We start from the raw sequence: 17,471 nt of genomic DNA on the forward strand, positions 1-17,471 counted from the left end.
AATATCCTTCCCTCAACACCGCAGAGCACTCCCCAATCAGCTCTTCCGCGATCTTTTTGAAAAACTGAGCGTGTTTAAAGACTAAAAAACCCGTCCGACCGGACAGGCTACAGCGTCTTTTCTTTTGAAGCCGGATACGTATCCGGCTGTTTTTTCTTTATGACCGTAACAAATATGCCGCTGATGACGCATACAATGCCGATCAGATGCACTAGCTCAAACGGCTCCTTCAATATCACACCTGACAAAATGACAGCGGAGACTGGAAGAACGGATGTGAAAATGCCCGATACCCCCGCCGTCACCTTCGTCACTCCGCTATACCATAAGTAAAACGCCAAAACGGTGACAAAAAGCGCGTAATACAGCACATACGACCACTCCAAAACTGACGGAACGCTGAAATCAAATGAAGAGGCCTCAACCAAAGCAAACGGGAGAAAAAACAGGAAGCCGAAGAGCGATACGAAGGTTGAAATCGCCAATGCCGAAATATGCGGAGACAGCAGCTTGGCCATCAATGTAAACAACGCTTCGCCTATGACTGCAGCAATGATCAGCATGTTGCCAAATAAGGCGTGCGGCGTCCCGTCTTGGCTCCCTGTTCCAAACAGATTAATCGCCATCACGCCGCAAACCGCAAGCAAAATGCCGATCAACGTCTTTTTCTCTATTTTTTCTCTCAGCAGGAAAAAGGATAAAATACCGATTACCATCGGTGTTGTGCTTGTCAAAATGCCGCTTTCCGTTCCAGTCGTATATTGAACCCCATACAGCAGGCAAATACTGAACAAAAACACGCCTGTGAATGATTGCACCAGCAATACAAGCACATCTTTTTTCGTCAAAGCCGGGAACCCTTTTTCAATGCAAAACAGCAGCGTCAGCAATACAATAGCAGCCAGCAAAAAACGCAGTCCCGAGGATAGAAAGACCGGAATGCGCTCGACCATCAGCTTGCCGACGACGACAGAGCTGCCGACGATTGCCATGGCTGCTGCCAAGGAGACATAAGCGCCTAGTTGTTTTTTCATCATCACTTCACCTGCCTTTTTGAGGTATGGAAAAAGCGCCAATCAATGACAGGCGCTCTCTGATTAATCATCGCTGCTCAAAATGCCGAAGAAACGAAGCAGGTTGATGAACAAGTTGATAAAGTCAAGGTACAGCGATAATGCCATAACCGGAATTAAGTCTTCCGTAATATGGCGGTGTTTGATTTGGTTCAAATCATACAAAATGTAAAGGGAAAAGACGATGGTTCCGATCACGGAATACGCCATCATCGCCGCTGAGTTTAACGGACTGAAAATGTTGAAAATGCCGACCGCTACAAGTGCGAGCACGGCAACTAGCAGAAATGACGACAGGAAGGATAAATCCTTCTTCATTTTCGCGCCGATTGTGCCTAGAACAGCAAAAATGACAAATGTAGAACCAAAGGCTTCAAGCACGACATAGGCGCCGGCGATGGAAGCGTAGTGGCTGACGATCGGAAATAAGGTGATGCCGGAAACAAACGCGAATGTATATACAAACGCATACCCAACCGCTTTTTTTCTGCGCATCCAGAAGGCCAGAATAATCATTCCCACTTCAAGAATAGAAAGCGGCAGCATCAAAGCGGCAGGAACAAATTGGCCGATAAAAAGACCGACAGTCGCGATTAATAATGTGAAAACAAAGACTGTCAAAATACGCTGCATGATCGATTGCTTACTCTCGTGAACCGTAGCTTGCATGTCAAAAATCCTCCCAAAATATGATCTTAAAGGTCTATTATATAAAAATTGGATGAAATATGTATGTGTTTTAAGGAAAATTTAAAGAAACCAAACGCCTTTACGCCAAGACTCCCTTCTTTCCTTTTCAGCGACAAACGATGATTTTCTATTCAATACCTTTTGGCAAATCAAGAACTGTCACGGTGCCAAAACTGAGGTTGGTTGGGAAAGCCAAAAGGCATATGATCATCCGTTGGCGGACAATCATATGCCTGAACAACTTCCTATTTGTTTTCTTCTAATTGCTCCACAATACAGCGGACGCCCATGTTTTCTAATGCCTGCTTCAGCGTGCCATACGTTTCGTATTCACTGAAATCAAGCCCCAATTGAATCGATGTCTGGGCCACATCCGGGCGAATCCCTGAAAATACAGCTTTTACGCCTAGTAAGAAAAGTGTTTTTGACAGGTTGTACAGCTGCTGCGCCACCATGGTATCCACAATCGGAACACCCGAAAGATCAACGACAAGGCTTGTGATTTTTCTCTCGATACAGCTGACCGGCACTGTTTCTAAAATGACCTGTGCCCGTTTTGTATCAATGGAGCCGATAAGCGGCAATATCCCGATTCCATCTGCAATGGAAATCACCGGACAACCCAGCTCAGAAATCAGTTCCTGCTGAGACGTGAGCCTCAGCAGCATAAATTTTTGATACTGCTCAGAAAACTCAATAATCAGCTTATCAAACGACTGATTCACAATCCGGTTCCATCGGTCGGCATCCTGATTTGTGACGATATCCCGATTCTCTTTTATAAAAGAAACGACTGCGCCCCAGAATGAGATTCTGGAGTTTGAGATGGCTTCTACGACCTCATGCACCTGAACATCTTGCTCTACCCTGTTTTTCGCAACGGTTAGCGCCCATTTTGCCAGATTTTTTTGAAACTCAGTTTGATCCTCCAAAAACGCGCTTGCGATTGTGATATTGGTAAACGTATGCTGCTCGGTTAACTGCTTTTTCATTTCTTCACTTAAATTGTCGGCGGAATATAGCTCACCTTTCAGCTGACATCGTAAACTGAACCATTTCTCAGTAATATCCGCAGTGTTGTCTATGATATATTGATATAATAATTGATCGATATTCACGGTCTGTCTCCTTTTTCATAGTAGAAGCTCTTTTATTATAAAAGTATAAATCGGAATTGTGAATGGGACTAGAGAAAAATGATATGATTCTGCCTCCGGAGCGCATTCCAGTTTTATCCATAGGCGAATGCACCAATCTAAGTCCGCATGCATAAACTGCAGATGTACAGTTTACAATGAGAAAGGACGTTATCACATGTATTATACTGATCCTTATATGTTTGCCGGGCATTTTTATGAACCATGGCCTGTTTTTGAATATGATTACCGTTATCCAGATGGCTATCCATGGTCTGGCATTGGCGGCGGCGCTGTGCCAGGTATCGGCGGCGGCTCCGTTCCCGGCATCGGCGGCGGTGCTGTGCCAGGTATCGGCGGCGGCTCCGTTCCTGGCATCGGCGGCGGCGCGCCGCAGGGTCCCCCGCCTTCACAAAAACCGGCGAAACCGAAAAAGCCGCAGAGCGCTCAAGCAGGCACTTATTTAGTTGAGCCCGTTGCCATTCAGCCATGCCTCTTCCGATTTACCTATGTTTGGTTAACCAACGGCAGCTCATTCTGGTTCTACCCGATTATCCTTGGCAGAAGATCCGTCGGCGGCTTTTATTGGGATTCTTACCGGCGGCGCTGGATTTATTTCGCCTTAGACACAAATTTGATAGATGTTGTAAGCTGCTCGTATTAATCGAAAAATCAGCCGGTTTTGCCGGCTGATTTTTTATGTTACTTCGGCCAGGAATAGGTTATAGTATCATTATCTTTCAAATTGGAGGTTTCCCTATGATCAAACAAATTGGCACTGTTGCTGTATATGTTGAGGACCAGCAAAAAGCGAAGCAATTTTGGGCGGAGAAGGTTGGCTTTGATATTGCGGCGGACCACCCGATGGGACCTGACGTAAGCTGGCTGGAGGTTGCGCCAAAAGGAGCCCAGACTCGTTTAGTCATTTACCCGAAAGCCATGATGAAAGGCTCTGAACAAATGAAAGCTTCCATCGTGTTTGAATGTGAAGACATCTTTGGTACATACGAGAAAATGAAAGCAAACGGTATAGAATTTCTTGGTGAGCCCAATCAAATGGAGTGGGGCACCTTCGTTCAATTTAAGGACGAAGACGGCAATGTATTTTTATTAAAAGAATAACGATGACGGTAGCTTTATTCCGCCGTGCTCTTTCTTTGACATTGAGAATGAATTTCATTTACAATTATTCATATATGAGAATGATTGGAGAGAGACAGATGTTTGTTCAGTTGAGAAAAATGACGGTAAAAGAAGGCCATGCAGACAAAGTAATCGAACGTTTCAGTGCTGAAGGAATCATTGAAAAACAAGAAGGCATAATTGATGTAACAGTGCTTGAGAAAAACGTCCGCCGCGGTGATGAGGAAGTTGTTGTCATGATTCGCTGGGAATCTGAGGATTACTGGAAGCAATGGGAAAAAAGCGATGCGCATATCGCCGGCCATAAAGCGAACAAGGGCAAACCAAAGCCTGACTACCTGATCAGCACTGAAGTGAGCATGTATCATGTAAGAGCTGTTAAACAAGGGACTCATGAATAATGAAAAGAGCTTGCATGAGCTGCAAGCTCTTTTTTACGGTCATGACGAACTGCCTTCTCTATATGTGGTGACATATAGCTGCTGGTCGGCATGCCACTCCGCGTATAGGACGTCCTCAGCCTTTTCAACGCCTTGCTTTTGCAGCGATTGCTTCAGCCATTGTTCATCCACACCCGCTTCTGACAGGTTATCATACACAATCTCCCCATCAAGAATTAACGTAATCGGCAAAGACACTTCATTTATCGGAAGGTTCATATCTTTTCTGGTCGGTTTACCGAAATCGGCTTTCGGGAGTACACTGATCATTCCGTTTGTTTCCAGAATCGCATATTCCACTTCCTGAATCGAAAAACACCCTTGTTGCCTTAGAAGGCTTTGCAGCTGATTAATATCGAGCTTGTTTTTCTTCAGCATCTTGTATTTCACTTTTCCTTTATGAATCACAATATTCGGTTCGCCTTCCAGAAACTTTCTGGTTCCTTTTAGTTTTTGTGTAATCAATTCAATTAAAAAGATAAGAAAGCCCCATAGGAGTGAAGCAAAAATAATTTCTTTTATCTTGATTTCATGATCGTAGACGGCATTTCCGACCAGTTCTCCTAAAACTAAGGCAGAAATAAAGTCAAACGGGGTGAGTTGAGAGAATTGGGTTTTCCCAAGGAATTTCAAAATGACAAATAAAATGCCGAGACCGCAAACTAATTCAATTGCTACATTTACATAATCTCCCACAGTTGATAGCACCTACTTCTTAAGAGCTACTACCATTATGGACAACTGAACTTTTTCTAAACCGAAACTGCTGATTTCGATAAAAAAATCAGCCCGTTCGCCGGCTGACGTTTTTCACATCATTTGGTGCTTTGCCAGCATGTCATCAAAAAGCGGTTCTGCATCACTGCGGTCACTCGTGACAAGCGGATCATTGAGAAAGGCCTGGAAAGCGAGCGTGCGATTCTTTGTCAAACCGGCTTCCACCACTGCCTCCTGATTGGATACGTGCCTAGACGCCAGCATTTCCACACCTTTCGGCAGCGCTCCAGAGAAAATCGGCTGGACGCTGTTGCGGGTAATCAAGGCGTTCGTTTCGACAATCGCTTGTAAAGGAAGATTGGAAACTTGGCCTTGATTCGGCGCATTTACATTCGTGACAAGTTCACCCACTCCGATAAGAGCCGCTATGATGTTCACCCCTTCTTCTCCCGAGGCCTTCCCGGCAGCGCCCCGTTTTTGCACGATTAATCGTTCTGATTCTTTTCGTTTCTCCTCTCTGTCTTGTTTTCTGAATGATACAGGTGTGAGATGAAATTTCCATGACTCAGGCTGTTTGAGGTAAGGGCCGGGAAGAAATTCCGCCAGGTGCCTGTCTCCCGCAGCGGGGATGGCGCCATACGTTTCAAATAAATCAAACGCCACACGGTGTGCCGAACAAAAGACGCTGTCTTTCCAGCTTTCCCCCCCCAGCTCATATCCTGATTCCCCATAATGCGCGCTGAATTCATGGAATATAGGCAGCAGGTCCATATGGCGGTAAGAGGCTTCCGTCATCCACGTAAAATGATTAATGCCAAGTACGTTGACGCGGATATCTTCACGCCGCAGCACCTCTATTCCCAGCCTTTCCGTGACCATTTCCGCCAGCAGTTTTTGTGTGCCGAATACCTCGTGGCAGCAGCCAATCGCTTTGATGCCGGGAAACACTTTATACAGCACTCTTGTACAGACAGACATCGGGTTTGTATAATTAATGACCCATGATTCAGGTGCGTAGTCTCTTATCGCCCGGGCAATTTCCGCAAACATCGGAACAGCCCGCAAGCCTCTGATGATCCCGCCCGGCCCGACAGTATCACCGACAGACTGATAAATGCCGCAGCGCTCAGGCAAGTGGACTTCGATTTCCATATCATCCAATGAACCCGGCAAAATGGAAATCATGACGATATCCGCTCCCGATAACGCCTTTTTCAAAGTAGAAACCGCTTCGTACCTCCATCTGCCGTCTTCACTGTGATTGCCGATCACTTCATTTTTCTGAGCCGCTTCAAAATCAAGGTCATAAAGCGCCACCGTGCCTGACATCCGTTCTTCAATCGACAGATCACTCATCAAGCTTCGGGCCCAGCCTTGGGATCCCCCGCCGATATAGGCGATTTTAATCTGATCTAACGTACTGATATGAAACACTCCCTTCCTCAGCCTTTCACCGAACCGATCAGCATTCCCTTCGCAAAGTGTTTTTGTAAAAATGGATAGACCGCCAAAATCGGCAGCGTCGCAATGACAATGACCGCGAGTTTAATTCCCTGCTCCGGCGGAACGGTATTTTGCATCGTATCACCATTGGTCGCCGTTAAATCCGATAAAATCGTGACTTGGCGGAGCACCATTTGCAGCGGCCATTTTGCACTGTCATTGATATATAAGAGGGCGTGGAAGAAATCATTCCAAATCCCGACCGCATAAAACAGCGCAAAAGTCGCAATGACCGGCTTTGACAGCGGCAGGGCGATCCGCCAGAAAACGCCGATTTCTGAACAGCCGTCAATTTTTGCCGATTCCTCCAGCTCCCGCGGCAGCTGCTGAAAGAAGTTTTTAATAATAATAAGGTTGAACGGATTAATCGCCATCGGCAGAATCAATGCCCAATACGTATCCAAAAGGCCAAGTGATTTCACGACAAGGTACGTCGGGATCATGCCGCCGGAAAATAGCATAGAGAAGATGACCAGGTTCAACAGCAGATTCCGTCCCTTCACATGCCGCTTCGCCAGCGGATACGCCATCGTAAAGGTGAAAAACAGCTGCACAGCCGTCCCGACCACGGTGATGAAAATGGAGACGCCCATGCTTCGGATGAACGTCGGTGTCGAAAACACATACTTGTAAGCATCAAGTGTAAAGGTTTTCGGGAAAATAAAGAAGCTGCGCTGGGCGAGTTCCGCTTCTGTCGCAAAGGAACCGGCGATAATATACAAAAACGGCAAAATGGTAATCGCGCCGACTCCGCCGAGAAACAGAAAGTTGCAGACGTCAAACACCCGTCCGGCTTTTGTGTTGTGCATCGTGTGAATGTCAGCCATACCTCTCCCTCCTCTAAAACAATCCTTCCTGATCAAACTTTTTCGCAATGTAATTGGCGCCGAAAATCAAGATAATCCCGACAACCGATTTAAACAAACCGACAGCCGTGCTGTAGCTGTACGCGCCTTGGGTAATCCCCATCATGTACACATACGTGTCAAAAATGTCAGCCACGCTCCGGTTGAGCGAGTTCGTCATCAAATACACCTGTTCAAAACCGAGATTCAAAAAGCTGCCGATTCTTAAAATTAACAGAACGATAATGGTGCTTCTGATCGCCGGTAGCGTAATATGCCACATTCTTCTGAACCGGCCCGCTCCGTCCATAATGGCGGCTTCATACTGCTCCTGATCAACCGTCGCCAGCGCGGCCAGAAATAAAATCGTACCCCAGCCTGTCTCCTTCCAGATGCTTTGCATCACAATCATCGGCCGGAACCAGTCCGCATCCGATAAGAAGGAAATCTGCTCACCTGTCAGGCTCATGATCAATTTGTTGATCACACCTGTATCGACAGTAAAGAAAACAAAGGTGATGCTGACCACAATTGTCCATGACACAAAATGGGGCACGTAAATAAAAGTTTGGATGCACCTTTTATACACGGCCTTCCTCACCTCATTCAAAAGCAAGGCCAAAATGAGAGGCGCGGGAAAAGCAAACAAAAGGTCCAGGCTCGCCAGCATGAGGGTGTTGCGCAGCAGCCGGAAAAAATCCGGATTCATAAAAAAGTCTTTGAAATAATCAAAGCCGACCCATTCGCTTTTCCAGAAGCCGAGATAAGGCGAATAGTCTTTAAATGCGATCAGCACGCCCCACATCGGCAGGTATTTGAATATCAAAAAATAAAGCAGGCCGGGAATAAGCAGAAGATAAAGCCATTTGTCCCGTTTGAGCGCAGCCATCCAGCTGATGCCTTTTCCAGCAGTGAGAACAGGTGCGTCTCCCTTCTTCGGCACAGTTTCCATATCTGTTCTCCTTCCGTGATACCGGCGCGCCCGCCGAACGGCAGGCGCATCGGTTTATTTTGTCGATTGATACAATTTGTTCAAGTCCTTCATCAGTTCATTGCCGCCGCTTTTTTTCCAAAGCTCCACCGCATCCCCGAACCCTTTTTCATCAATTTCTCCGATGATAAATTGCGTTCTCGCGTCGAGAATGATGTTGTCAAGCTGGGCTCCTTTTTGGGTATAGACATCAGATACAAGCGACTCAGCCGGGTTAAAGACGGCTATTTTTTCTCCTTCGGTTATGATGTCCTTGCGATGCTGGAAGAGCTTTGTTTTCTGGTCTTCGATGTAATACTCGCTTTTCGGAATCGACATGCTGAACTGCGCCAAGCCTTCATGCTCATAAAGAAGGGATTTGTTGTTTTTTTCAAGCGAGGTGAATACGCCGTCCTTGAGCTCATAATTGCGGCCTTCCACTCCGTTGTTCGTGAGAATCTGCGCTTCCTTATCATTCATTTTATCCAGGAAGGACAGCACCTCTTTCAGCTCTTTTTCGGTTTTGACGCTTGATTTTGGTATCGTGATCATCCCTGAATAGCCGGATGTCGGGAAGGTGCGCTTGCCATTCGGCCCCTCAAGCGAGCCGACGATGTCAATCACATCCTTGTTCGACTCATCCGCCTCCTCCATCGCGCTTTGGATTTGAGACGCTCTGGAGCCGGTATCAACGATGACACCCGCTTTTCCTTTCACAACCGGATCATTCCACTTCGCTGAATCCATGACCGCAAAGTCCTTATTGATCAAGCCCTCATCATAAAGCTTTTTAAAAAACTTGAGCGCATCCATGTACTCCTTCGTTGTAAAATCAGGAGTGAGCTTTCCATTTTCAACGCCGTAGCGGTTCGGTGCGCCGAACCAGATTTGCAGAACATCCCACGGGCTTCCGTTGCCGAGCCCCATCCATTTCGGCACGACCATACCGTACGTATCATCCTTGCCGTTTCCGTCGGGATCTTTTTCCTTAAAGGCTTTCAGCACTTCATAGAAATCATCAATCGTTTCCGGCATATCCAGACCGACATTTTCAAGCCAGTCGGTTCTGATGATCATACACGCTCTGATCAGGTCCCTCGTTCTGTAGATTCCGTACACCTCGCCGTTCACAGAGCTGTTCTTCAAAATCTTTTCATCTGCCTGGCTTAAATTCTTGTAGTCTTTTAAATAAGGAGACAGCTCCCAAAATGCCCCTGCTTTGACAGACTTGATAAAGCCGGCTGACTTATCTTTAATCACAATCGCATGAGGCATCTCTCCGGAGGCCATGACGATGTTGAACTTGTCGTTGTAGGATGAATCAGGCACCCATGTGACCTTAATCTCTTTTCCTGTGTATTTTTCGAGCGCTTTTAATGAAGGGCTCTTTTCACTCGGGCTTTCCGGCGATAAAAGCGGCGCCATGATTTTGATCGTGTCTTTCGAGCCGCTTGCTGAATTGGATGTTTCCGAATTGCTGCATCCGGCGATCAGCATGGCAGCGAGCGGCAAGGCCAGCCATTTTTTTCGCATTCTATTTTTCATGATGCGTAAGTCCCCCTTTTTCTCATTTTGCAATTCCCCTTTGCCCCTCCTAATATAAAGCGCTTACATAAATTCTTGCAATCTTCATTTTTTGCACCAATTCTCCTATGAAATTCCGGCTGTTATCCTTTTTTGCCGGATGTCTCTTTTTTTGCCGGAAGGGCATCTCCGATTAATTCCAGCGCCGCAATGACGTTTAAACACCATTGAGAGACGGTGTTGGTTGTCACCCACGGGAGCTCTTCCAGCTGCGTCCATGTCTCAATGCGCTCTGGTTGGATCGGAAGCGGCGTATGGCTCAGCTTATTATCAAGCAAAAGATTCCACGCTTTGGCGGCGAGATTCTGATCCTGTTTGTTTCTCGCTGCATAGGCTGTCATGGCAGCGGCGAACATCGGCCAGTGAAAATGCCCGTCATGAAGCGCTCCTCCACTTTGTTTCCGTTTTTCTTCATCACTGAGTGTGTAAAATTCGCCGAATTCACTCAGCATTTCCTCCCATTCCCGGTCATCAAGAAGCTCAGCCAGCTCCATCCACACTTGCGGCGCGCCGAAGGCAATGATCATATGATATCCGCCCGCTATGCCGTCGCCCATAAGATGAAGCATCGAGGTCGCCGGATCATATTCGAATGTCGGGCCAGATAATAAGCGGAGCGGCAGCCGCTTCAGACAGCTGATGCCCGTTTGGATTTTCTTGAGATAATCTGGATTCTCGGTTCGCTCCCATTCCGCCAGCCAGTTCGAGCAAAACGCCGCCCAGTCAGGTCCCGTTCTGGCGTGGGTCGGATGCTTGCCTTTCTCGTAAAAAGCGCGCATCGGATCGGTTTTGACGAGGGCGTAATCGGCGTCCTTCACTTCTGTCAAAAGATCTCCCGTCCGCTCATCTCCCGTCAAATAATAATAAAATTTATAAAGACCGGCCATGCTGATCCTCGCTTCCTTGCAGCCGCATCCCCAATGCACAACGTTATGCCGTGAGCCAAGACCCGCGTATTCACCGAGATGAAAGCTGTCCGTTTCGCTCGTGTGGCGGGTCATGGCTTCTGCCATGCGATAGATATCCTCACGGCCTGAGCGGAAAAACGCCTGCCACAGCCATAAGGTCGGAACGAGCTCATTGTTTTGCCATGCGTATCCGCCCAGATCATAGCGCCACATATGCCGGATCGGATCATACGTATGCATGACATCGCCATAATGCCAAAACCCGTACCACCTGCGCTGCTCTACTTCCTTTTTGTAAAATTGAAAGGCAGCGTCGAGCTGTTCTTCCAGTTCTTTTTTGAGCGGATGGGAGGTGTCGATGACACTCCAAACCCCTAGCGCTTTTGACTCGTAATAGACGTCCGGCTCGCATACAAGCAGCGGCGGCGCTTGCCATTTGTCAGCGAGCGCATTGAGGGCATCCTCAGACGGCATGCGCGAAAAACACGACAGGCTGATTTCATTTGTGTTGGCAATGCCGGTCGGGTCAGAACGCATTTCATCAAAGCCTTCATAAGCGCTGGCCACATAGGTGTTTCCTGTATAATGCCGTAAATCCATCGCTTCTCCGTCCGGGGGCCAAAGCCAGACGGTCATTTTTGGATGGCCGCTGGCGAGACCTTTGATTTCCAGTGCTGACGGATATTTTTCAAAGAAATACCGCAGGCCGAGAGCCATGCCGCCATTTTCGCCGCCCGCATAGAAGAGCCCCTTCGCCCGGCTGCCATGCAGCATGCCGACCCACGCATAGTCTTTTCCGGTCCGTTTTGACAGGCTGTAATGATCGCTGGAATCCTGAACGATTTTGACATCATTCCAAACCGCGTTCTGTGTGCCGTGAGCAAACCATTCTTTATGCTCTTCACTTGGTGACAGCGTTTCGCCATTGATTTGCTTTTGATAAAGCGGATACCGTTCATTGAATTTACGTGTGCCAAACAGCTGGGCGGGTTCTTTATACATCCCTTTCTCTCCCGCAAAACGGAAATGGCGGTTGTACGGCTCCCCTTCCAAAAAAAGATCAAACACGATGCCGAGCCCTTTAATGAATTCTTGTTTGCCATTTCTGTCGATCAGCTGCGAGTGCACGATGCCGATCTCAGAAAGCCCGGCATAAAACGTCAATCTGACCACAAACGGCAGCCATTCCTCATTTGTTTTTTGAAGGATATGCACACCCTCTATTTTGATCACCGCTTTGACAGGGCCTTGCTTCTCAATCACCGCACGTTTGATGAGGCTGATAGACGCTTCCTGAAAAAGAACCGTTTCCGCCGCCGACTCCCGTCTCGTTTCTCTTATGGCAACGAGCCTCCCGCCTGCGGCGATCGGCTTTCCGTTGATCTGCAATGATTGAATGAGATCGGAGCCTGTTTTATGGATGGTACAGACGAGCGTTCCTGTATCCACTTGCATGTCATGCTCTGACTCATTGATGCTGAGGGTTTCTATTGGCTGCGGGGCTTCTTCTATTTGCACTGTAAAGCTTTGATGTTCCTGTCCGCCGAACACCGCCGCGTGCTTCGTCCACTTGATGCTCCCGTCCGGCCAATAGGCTGACGGTTCGCTTTGCACAAATTGGCTTTCCGCCTTTTCATTCACAAGCGCCAGAGGGTCACCTTTTTTCAATTCTCCTTTTTTCCATGGCACGCCCCACGTTACACCGCTTGTCACCTTCGGCTGCTTTGATAACCATTTGATCTTTTTCATCAGTTCTCTCCCTCCATAGAAAAAAGCTGATTCAATGCAAAGAATCAGCTGTGATTGTCAAACTGAATCACATGGTATTCATGCGGTCCGACCGCCAGCCTCCCCGCTTTCGCCGAACGGTTCGTCAACAGATCCGTTCCCGCTTCAGGCAGTGTCACGCTTCCGCCTTCTCCATCCATATTGACGATGATCCACACCATGCCGTGATCCCCTTTGCGCGGGGCAACGATCGTGCCGGGTGTCACATCCGACCGAACGGAGATGGCTGCTTCCGCTGCGTAATGCCTGACGAGCGCTTCCAGCATCGCATCCCCTTCTTGACCGGATGGAAGCGATCCAAGCATGACAATTTTCCCTTTGCCGAGTTTCCGTTCTGTCAGAAACGCATGGCCTGCTCCAGGTCCTGATTCAACCGTGCCAAGCGTGCTTCCGCTCTCTGTATCAAACACCGCACTCCACAGCCCGAGCGGCGCAGTGATGCCAAACGCTTTTCCTGTATTCACGTTCTCGTTCATTGGAAAGGTATATAGCGTTTTGATCCCGGCTGTTTTCTCAAGTTCTCCAAGCCCGCAATCCGTATGAATCGTATGCTCATTTGTGCGCCCGCCTGTCAGCGGCCCGGCGATCCAGATGCCTCCCGCTTCAGCGAATGCCAAAGCTTTGTTGATAAATTCGGAAGACAGATACGGCACAAATGGCGTAAACAGCAGGCGGTAGCCGTCCAGCGGAACGCCTTCCGGAATAAGGTCACGGTGAATCCCAGTATGGAGCATACGCTCATAAAAATGCGTCACAAGCGAACGGTGCTGGAGCCCCCGATGAGGCTCTGTTTTGATAAAAGCTTTTGCTCTGTCGGAGTATGTCATCGCCGCCTCGGCTTGAACAGGTTCTGTCGATAGAATAATTGATTCGATCTCCTTTCTTGCCCGCTCGACCGCCAGCACATTCTGGTAACCAACAGCCGGCTCACCCCAGGCACTGAGAACCGAACCGTGTGAAATCTCGCTTCCTGAACGCTGCTGGCGCCACAGCCAATAGCAAAAGCCATCGCTCCCTAAGGCGTAGGAAGATACGGCTTCGGCCTGTAAATACCCATCAGCATGCGGAAAAGCGGAGCTTTCAAGCGAAGCGGCATATGACGGACTCGTTTCCAAAATCCAAAACGGGCGCCCTTGTTTCAAATTCCTCCACAAATCACAGTTCAGTAAAAAGGCGGAGGCGTTTTCCTGCGAAGCGTACGTATCATAGGAGGCAAAATCGAGATTCTGAAAGATCCGCTCATTGTCCACACTGAACATGACAGAGCTGTTATGCGTGACCGGCGCATCCGAATAACAGCGGATGATTTTGGCCTGTTCATCCGCAAATGAAGCGATCATCTCCATCGAAAACAGCTGATACATTGTGCTTAGAGAGGCGTGATGCAGAAACGGGGCCGGCCCCGGCTGCGGAACCTGCTCAAACGCCTGGTACGTTTCGCTCCACACATCGGTTCCCCATGCCTCGTTTAACCGCTCAATCACGCCATAGCGGTTTCTGAGCCAGTCATGCCATAAGTGCAAGCACGTCTCACACATGCATGCAGCAACATGGCATTTAAACTCATTGTCTAGCTGCCAGCCGATCAGGCCCGGGAGCTGGCCAAGCTCCTTGGCGATGCTTGTGGTAATCATGGCGGCTTTTTTTCGGAAATACGGGTTGTTTGTACAAGCATGCTGACGGGAGCCATGCCCCATGGCCTCTCTTTTTTCATTTACATGCATGCGCTCCGGCCGGCCGTGAGACAGCCAAATCGGCGGTGTAGGCGTCGGCGTGCACATGATCGTTTCGATGCCGTTGTCATACAGCCGGGTGATGATCTCTTTGAAAAAACCGACGTCAATTTTCCCTTCTTCCGGCTCCATGACAGACCAGGCAAACTCGCCGATCCGCACAACATTCACGCCAACTTCACGCATCTTGTCAATATCCTGCTGAATCGTTTCCTCATCCCATAATTCCGGGTAATAGCAAGCGCCATGATACAGTTTTCTCCTCACATTCTTCACCCTTCTTTGATGATCGATTCTGTCAATGGCAGGCCGAGCTCCTTGATGCCTTTTGCCACGAGTTTGGCCATTTCATTTGCGCCTTTTTTTGTAAAGTGTGTGTAATCGTTTATTCCTTCCGATACCATAAAATAGGTGTACACCTTTTCCTCACCCTTCTCGGTAAAGAAAGCGAGGCTTTTCTCCATGAGATCAATGAGCTGGACATTCTCCTCAGCAGCCGTCTGTTTCATGGCAATGCAATAATCAGGAAAGTCGTTCAAAAACACGCCGTTTTCGTAATGAAAGCGGGCTACAGGGGTGATGAGCAGCGGCTGGGCGCCTTTTTCCCGCGCGCCTGCGATATACTGCTTTAAATATTGTTTATAGGTGGTATAAGGCTCGGTGTAGCGCTCCGGCTTATTTTTCGACGCGTCATTATGGCCCATCTGCACAAACAGCCAGTCACCCGGCTCAATCACATCCAGAATCGCCTGAAGCCTGCCTTCTTCCACAAATGTTTTCGAGCTTCTTCCCCCGATCGCTCTGTTGATCACCTGAATATGCTCCGGCAGATGCGAGCCGAGAAACTGTCCCCAGCCCCCTTGATTTGTGCTGTCTCCATACCTTTGAACCGTCGAATCACCGGCAAGATAAATATGATTTGCCATTCCTCATTCCCCCTCGTTTTTTTTGTTTTAATATGATTTCGATCATGGTCAGAAAACCGGTGCGTGCAACGCCTGAACCTGCCCGTACGCCATCCTTTCAAAGCGACCAGCTTTTGCTTTATATACGATACGTTCCTCCTATAGCCGCGTCTCCGTTTTGCTTCCCGCTGTGTACAGGGCGGGCTTCGGCGGTTTTTTCATTCCCGTTCCGAGATAAAAGCCCGTGTGCGGCGGCTGGTTGTAGGCGGTGTTCTGCCAGGCGATGCCGAGCCGGTAAACCGGGTCGTGCATGAGCGTGTACAAGCGGTGGCGGGTGAGATGTGTCGTTGTATAGATGCAAAGCGCGCTGCTGTCTTCTGTTCTCCATATCACTTCTTCCCGCCAATCGCCGAACAGGTTGGCCTGAAGAACAGGGTTTCCTTTTGTCCCGTTGTTGGACAGCACGCCTTCCGGCTGAAAAATCGTCTTCAGGCAGCGGTTTTCAGCATCCCATTTCTCAATCTTTGGCCTGCCGGCCGTTCCGTCCCAGTCATGATCGAGCAATTCCCTGACCAAGTCGCCGTCCCACCAGATGGCGAAATTGGCTGAGGCGAGGGCTTGATCGCTGATTTTCTCTCCTTTACTGGTGAAAAGGCCGTATGACATTCCGTCATTGCCCGGCGGGTCGATTCCCCAGACGAGCGAGCCTTTGTAGTTTGGGTCGATATGAGCCGCCATGCCCCTGCCGACATCAGTTCCGGCATGAACGCCCCACAAAATCTCACCGGTTCCGGCATCACGAAGCGACAGTCCGTACGGCTTGGAGGCATCCTCATGCACCTGAAACACTTCAAGCCCTTTTCGGGACGGATCCAGATCCCCTACATGCATCGCGTCTCCGTGTCCGAGCCCCGTTGTATACAAGCCTGTGCCGTCATGATCAACCGCCATGGCGCCGTAAATGATTTCATCCTTCCCGTCTCCGTCAACGTCCGCCACGCTCAAGCTGTGGTTCCCCTGCCCTGCGTACGCTTCATGGCCCGGCTGATTGGAGTCAAATATCCAGCGTTTTTTCAGCCTTCCGTTTCTGAAATCGTATGCCACGAGCACCGCTCTCGTATAGTAGCCGCGCGCCATCACGAGGCTCGGCCGCTCCCCGTCCAAATAAGCGATTCCGGCGAGAAAACGGTCCATCCGGTTGCCGTAGCCATCTCCCCAATCCTCCAGCTTGCCGCGGGGCGGTTCATATTCCACGGTCGTGATCGCTTCACCGGTTTCTCCTTTAAACACCGTCAAGTATTCCGGACCGGACAGGATTCTGCCCTGTTCGTTCCTAAAATCGGCCTGTTCATCGCCAATGACGTTTCCTTTCCCGTCTGTTGTGCCGTCGGCTGTTTTCATGGCGATTTCTGCTTTTCCGTCACCGTCCAGGTCATAGACCATAAACTGGGTATAATGCGCGCCCGCTCTAATGTTTCTGCCGAGGTCGATGCGCCACAAAAAGGTGCCGTCCAGTTTATAGGCATCTATGAGAACGTCCCCGGTATATCCGTCATGGGCGTTGTCTTTGGAATTGGACGGGTCCCACTTCAAGATGATTTCATATTCTCCATCCCCGTCCACATCCCCGACACTGGCATCATTGGCGCTGTAGGTATACGGCTTTCCGTCCGGCGTCACACCGCCTTCCGGTTTGTTAAGCGGAACCTCTAGGACATTTTCCATCCAGACTGGAGCTTCTTTGGAGCGCTTTTCTTCCCGTCCTTTATTGACGGCCGCCACCTGATAAACAGCGTCCGCCGTCCCGTTTTGATCAAGAAAATTCGTGCTGTCCGCGATCGGCTCGCGGGTGATCCGCTTTCCGTCCCGATAAAGGTGAAAAGCCGTCGTCTCATGATCGGTTCCGAGAAAACGCCAGCTGACAAACACGCCCTGCTCTGTCTTGACCGCAATTAAACCTCTGGTCAAGTATTCCATCTGCCTCTTTTTTGGTTTCATTTTAATGGGAACGGGCTGTGCGCAGCCCGTTCCTTCCC

General features: G+C 49.0%; 14 protein-coding genes and 1 pseudogene. 3 read left to right on the forward strand and 12 right to left on the reverse strand.

Annotated elements, in window-relative coordinates:
• Nucleotides 1–107 precede the first annotated feature (107 nt).
• From JMN17_RS13305 to JMN17_RS13315, 3 genes and pseudogenes are all read right to left on the reverse strand, one after another.
• Nucleotides 108–1,098 (reverse strand): annotated as a pseudogene (locus JMN17_RS13305) (DMT family transporter).
• Nucleotides 1,098–1,742, reverse strand: coding sequence for a Bax inhibitor-1/YccA family protein (locus JMN17_RS13310; protein ID WP_087992502.1), 645 nt, complete (start codon nt 1,740–1,742; stop codon nt 1,098–1,100). The pseudogene JMN17_RS13305 and the gene JMN17_RS13310 overlap by 1 nt, the downstream one beginning before the upstream one ends.
• Before the next feature lie 266 nt (nt 1,743–2,008).
• Entirely contained in the window at nt 2,009–2,881 is an 873-nt protein-coding gene (locus JMN17_RS13315) for an STAS domain-containing protein (protein WP_087992501.1), read from the reverse strand.
• A gap of 196 nt (nt 2,882–3,077) precedes the next feature.
• Between JMN17_RS13315 and JMN17_RS13320 the strand changes: the two genes are divergently transcribed.
• The 3 genes from JMN17_RS13320 to hmoA all read left to right on the forward strand — a co-directional run bounded on the left by JMN17_RS13320 (nt 3,078) and on the right by hmoA (nt 4,443).
• The gene (locus tag JMN17_RS13320; protein WP_087992500.1) at nt 3,078–3,563 is read left to right on the forward strand and encodes a hypothetical protein; all 486 of its coding nucleotides are present in this window, start codon (nt 3,078–3,080) and stop codon (nt 3,561–3,563) included.
• Between the two features lie 95 nt (nt 3,564–3,658).
• Nucleotides 3,659–4,021, forward strand: coding sequence for a VOC family protein (locus JMN17_RS13325; protein WP_087992499.1), 363 nt, complete (start codon nt 3,659–3,661; stop codon nt 4,019–4,021).
• Nucleotides 4,022–4,119: 98 nt separating this feature from the next.
• Complete coding sequence (gene hmoA / locus JMN17_RS13330) at nt 4,120–4,443, forward strand: heme-degrading oxygenase HmoA (protein WP_141113415.1); 324 nt, start codon at nt 4,120–4,122, stop codon at nt 4,441–4,443.
• 39 nt (nt 4,444–4,482) lie between these two features.
• Here hmoA and JMN17_RS13335 read toward each other — a convergent pair whose 3' ends face one another.
• The 9 genes from JMN17_RS13335 to rhgX all read right to left on the reverse strand — a co-directional run bounded on the left by JMN17_RS13335 (nt 4,483) and on the right by rhgX (nt 17,433).
• Entirely contained in the window at nt 4,483–5,178 is a 696-nt protein-coding gene (locus tag JMN17_RS13335; protein ID WP_202328308.1) for a DUF421 domain-containing protein, read from the reverse strand.
• Between the two features lie 114 nt (nt 5,179–5,292).
• Nucleotides 5,293–6,633: an alpha-galacturonidase LplD gene (gene lplD / locus JMN17_RS13340; protein ID WP_202328309.1), complete on the reverse strand. Its 1,341-nt coding sequence runs from the start codon at nt 6,631–6,633 to the stop codon at nt 5,293–5,295.
• 8 nt (nt 6,634–6,641) lie between these two features.
• Nucleotides 6,642–7,529 carry a carbohydrate ABC transporter permease gene (locus JMN17_RS13345; protein WP_202328310.1) on the reverse strand — a complete coding sequence of 296 codons (888 nt, stop codon included), beginning with the start codon at nt 7,527–7,529 and terminating at the stop codon, nt 6,642–6,644.
• 13 nt (nt 7,530–7,542) lie between these two features.
• Entirely contained in the window at nt 7,543–8,499 is a 957-nt protein-coding gene (locus tag JMN17_RS13350) for an ABC transporter permease (RefSeq protein WP_014479122.1), read from the reverse strand.
• A 54-nt stretch (nt 8,500–8,553) separates the two neighbouring features.
• Entirely contained in the window at nt 8,554–10,062 is a 1,509-nt protein-coding gene (locus JMN17_RS13355) for an extracellular solute-binding protein (protein WP_202328311.1), read from the reverse strand.
• Nucleotides 10,063–10,184: 122 nt separating this feature from the next.
• Nucleotides 10,185–12,758 (reverse strand): exo-rhamnogalacturonan lyase family protein, encoded by a 2,574-nt coding sequence (locus tag JMN17_RS13360; RefSeq protein ID WP_202328312.1) that lies wholly within the window; start codon nt 12,756–12,758, stop codon nt 10,185–10,187.
• Between the two features lie 44 nt (nt 12,759–12,802).
• Entirely contained in the window at nt 12,803–14,797 is a 1,995-nt protein-coding gene (locus JMN17_RS13365) for a beta-galactosidase (protein ID WP_202328313.1), read from the reverse strand.
• A 5-nt stretch (nt 14,798–14,802) separates the two neighbouring features.
• Complete coding sequence (locus tag JMN17_RS13370) at nt 14,803–15,456, reverse strand: rhamnogalacturonan acetylesterase (RefSeq protein WP_202328314.1); 654 nt, start codon at nt 15,454–15,456, stop codon at nt 14,803–14,805.
• 138 nt (nt 15,457–15,594) lie between these two features.
• Nucleotides 15,595–17,433 (reverse strand): rhamnogalacturonan exolyase, encoded by a 1,839-nt coding sequence (rhgX, locus tag JMN17_RS13375; RefSeq protein WP_202328315.1) that lies wholly within the window; start codon nt 17,431–17,433, stop codon nt 15,595–15,597.
• Nucleotides 17,434–17,471 lie beyond the last annotated feature (38 nt).

Source organism: Bacillus sp. RHFS10 (assembly GCF_016757475.1).
GTDB lineage: Bacteria > Bacillota > Bacilli > Bacillales > Bacillaceae > Bacillus > Bacillus subtilis_G.

Bases quoted from the DNA above. Each gene is read 5' to 3' on its own strand.
- JMN17_RS13325 (WP_087992499.1), top strand. From the start codon at position 3,659: ATGATCAAACAAATTGGCACTGTTGCTGTATATGTTGAGGACCAGCAA.
- JMN17_RS13345 (WP_202328310.1), bottom strand. From the start codon at position 7,529: ATGGCTGACATTCACACGATGCACAACACAAAAGCCGGACGGGTGTTT.
- JMN17_RS13310 (WP_087992502.1), bottom strand. From the start codon at position 1,742: ATGCAAGCTACGGTTCACGAGAGTAAGCAATCGATCATGCAGCGTATT.
- JMN17_RS13320 (WP_087992500.1), top strand. From the start codon at position 3,078: ATGTATTATACTGATCCTTATATGTTTGCCGGGCATTTTTATGAACCA.
- JMN17_RS13360 (WP_202328312.1), bottom strand. From the start codon at position 12,758: ATGAAAAAGATCAAATGGTTATCAAAGCAGCCGAAGGTGACAAGCGGT.
- JMN17_RS13355 (WP_202328311.1), bottom strand. From the start codon at position 10,062: ATGAAAAATAGAATGCGAAAAAAATGGCTGGCCTTGCCGCTCGCTGCC.
- hmoA (WP_141113415.1), top strand. From the start codon at position 4,120: ATGTTTGTTCAGTTGAGAAAAATGACGGTAAAAGAAGGCCATGCAGAC.
- rhgX (WP_202328315.1), bottom strand. From the start codon at position 17,433: ATGAAACCAAAAAAGAGGCAGATGGAATACTTGACCAGAGGTTTAATT.
- JMN17_RS13350 (WP_014479122.1), bottom strand. From the start codon at position 8,499: ATGGAAACTGTGCCGAAGAAGGGAGACGCACCTGTTCTCACTGCTGGA.
- JMN17_RS13370 (WP_202328314.1), bottom strand. From the start codon at position 15,456: ATGGCAAATCATATTTATCTTGCCGGTGATTCGACGGTTCAAAGGTAT.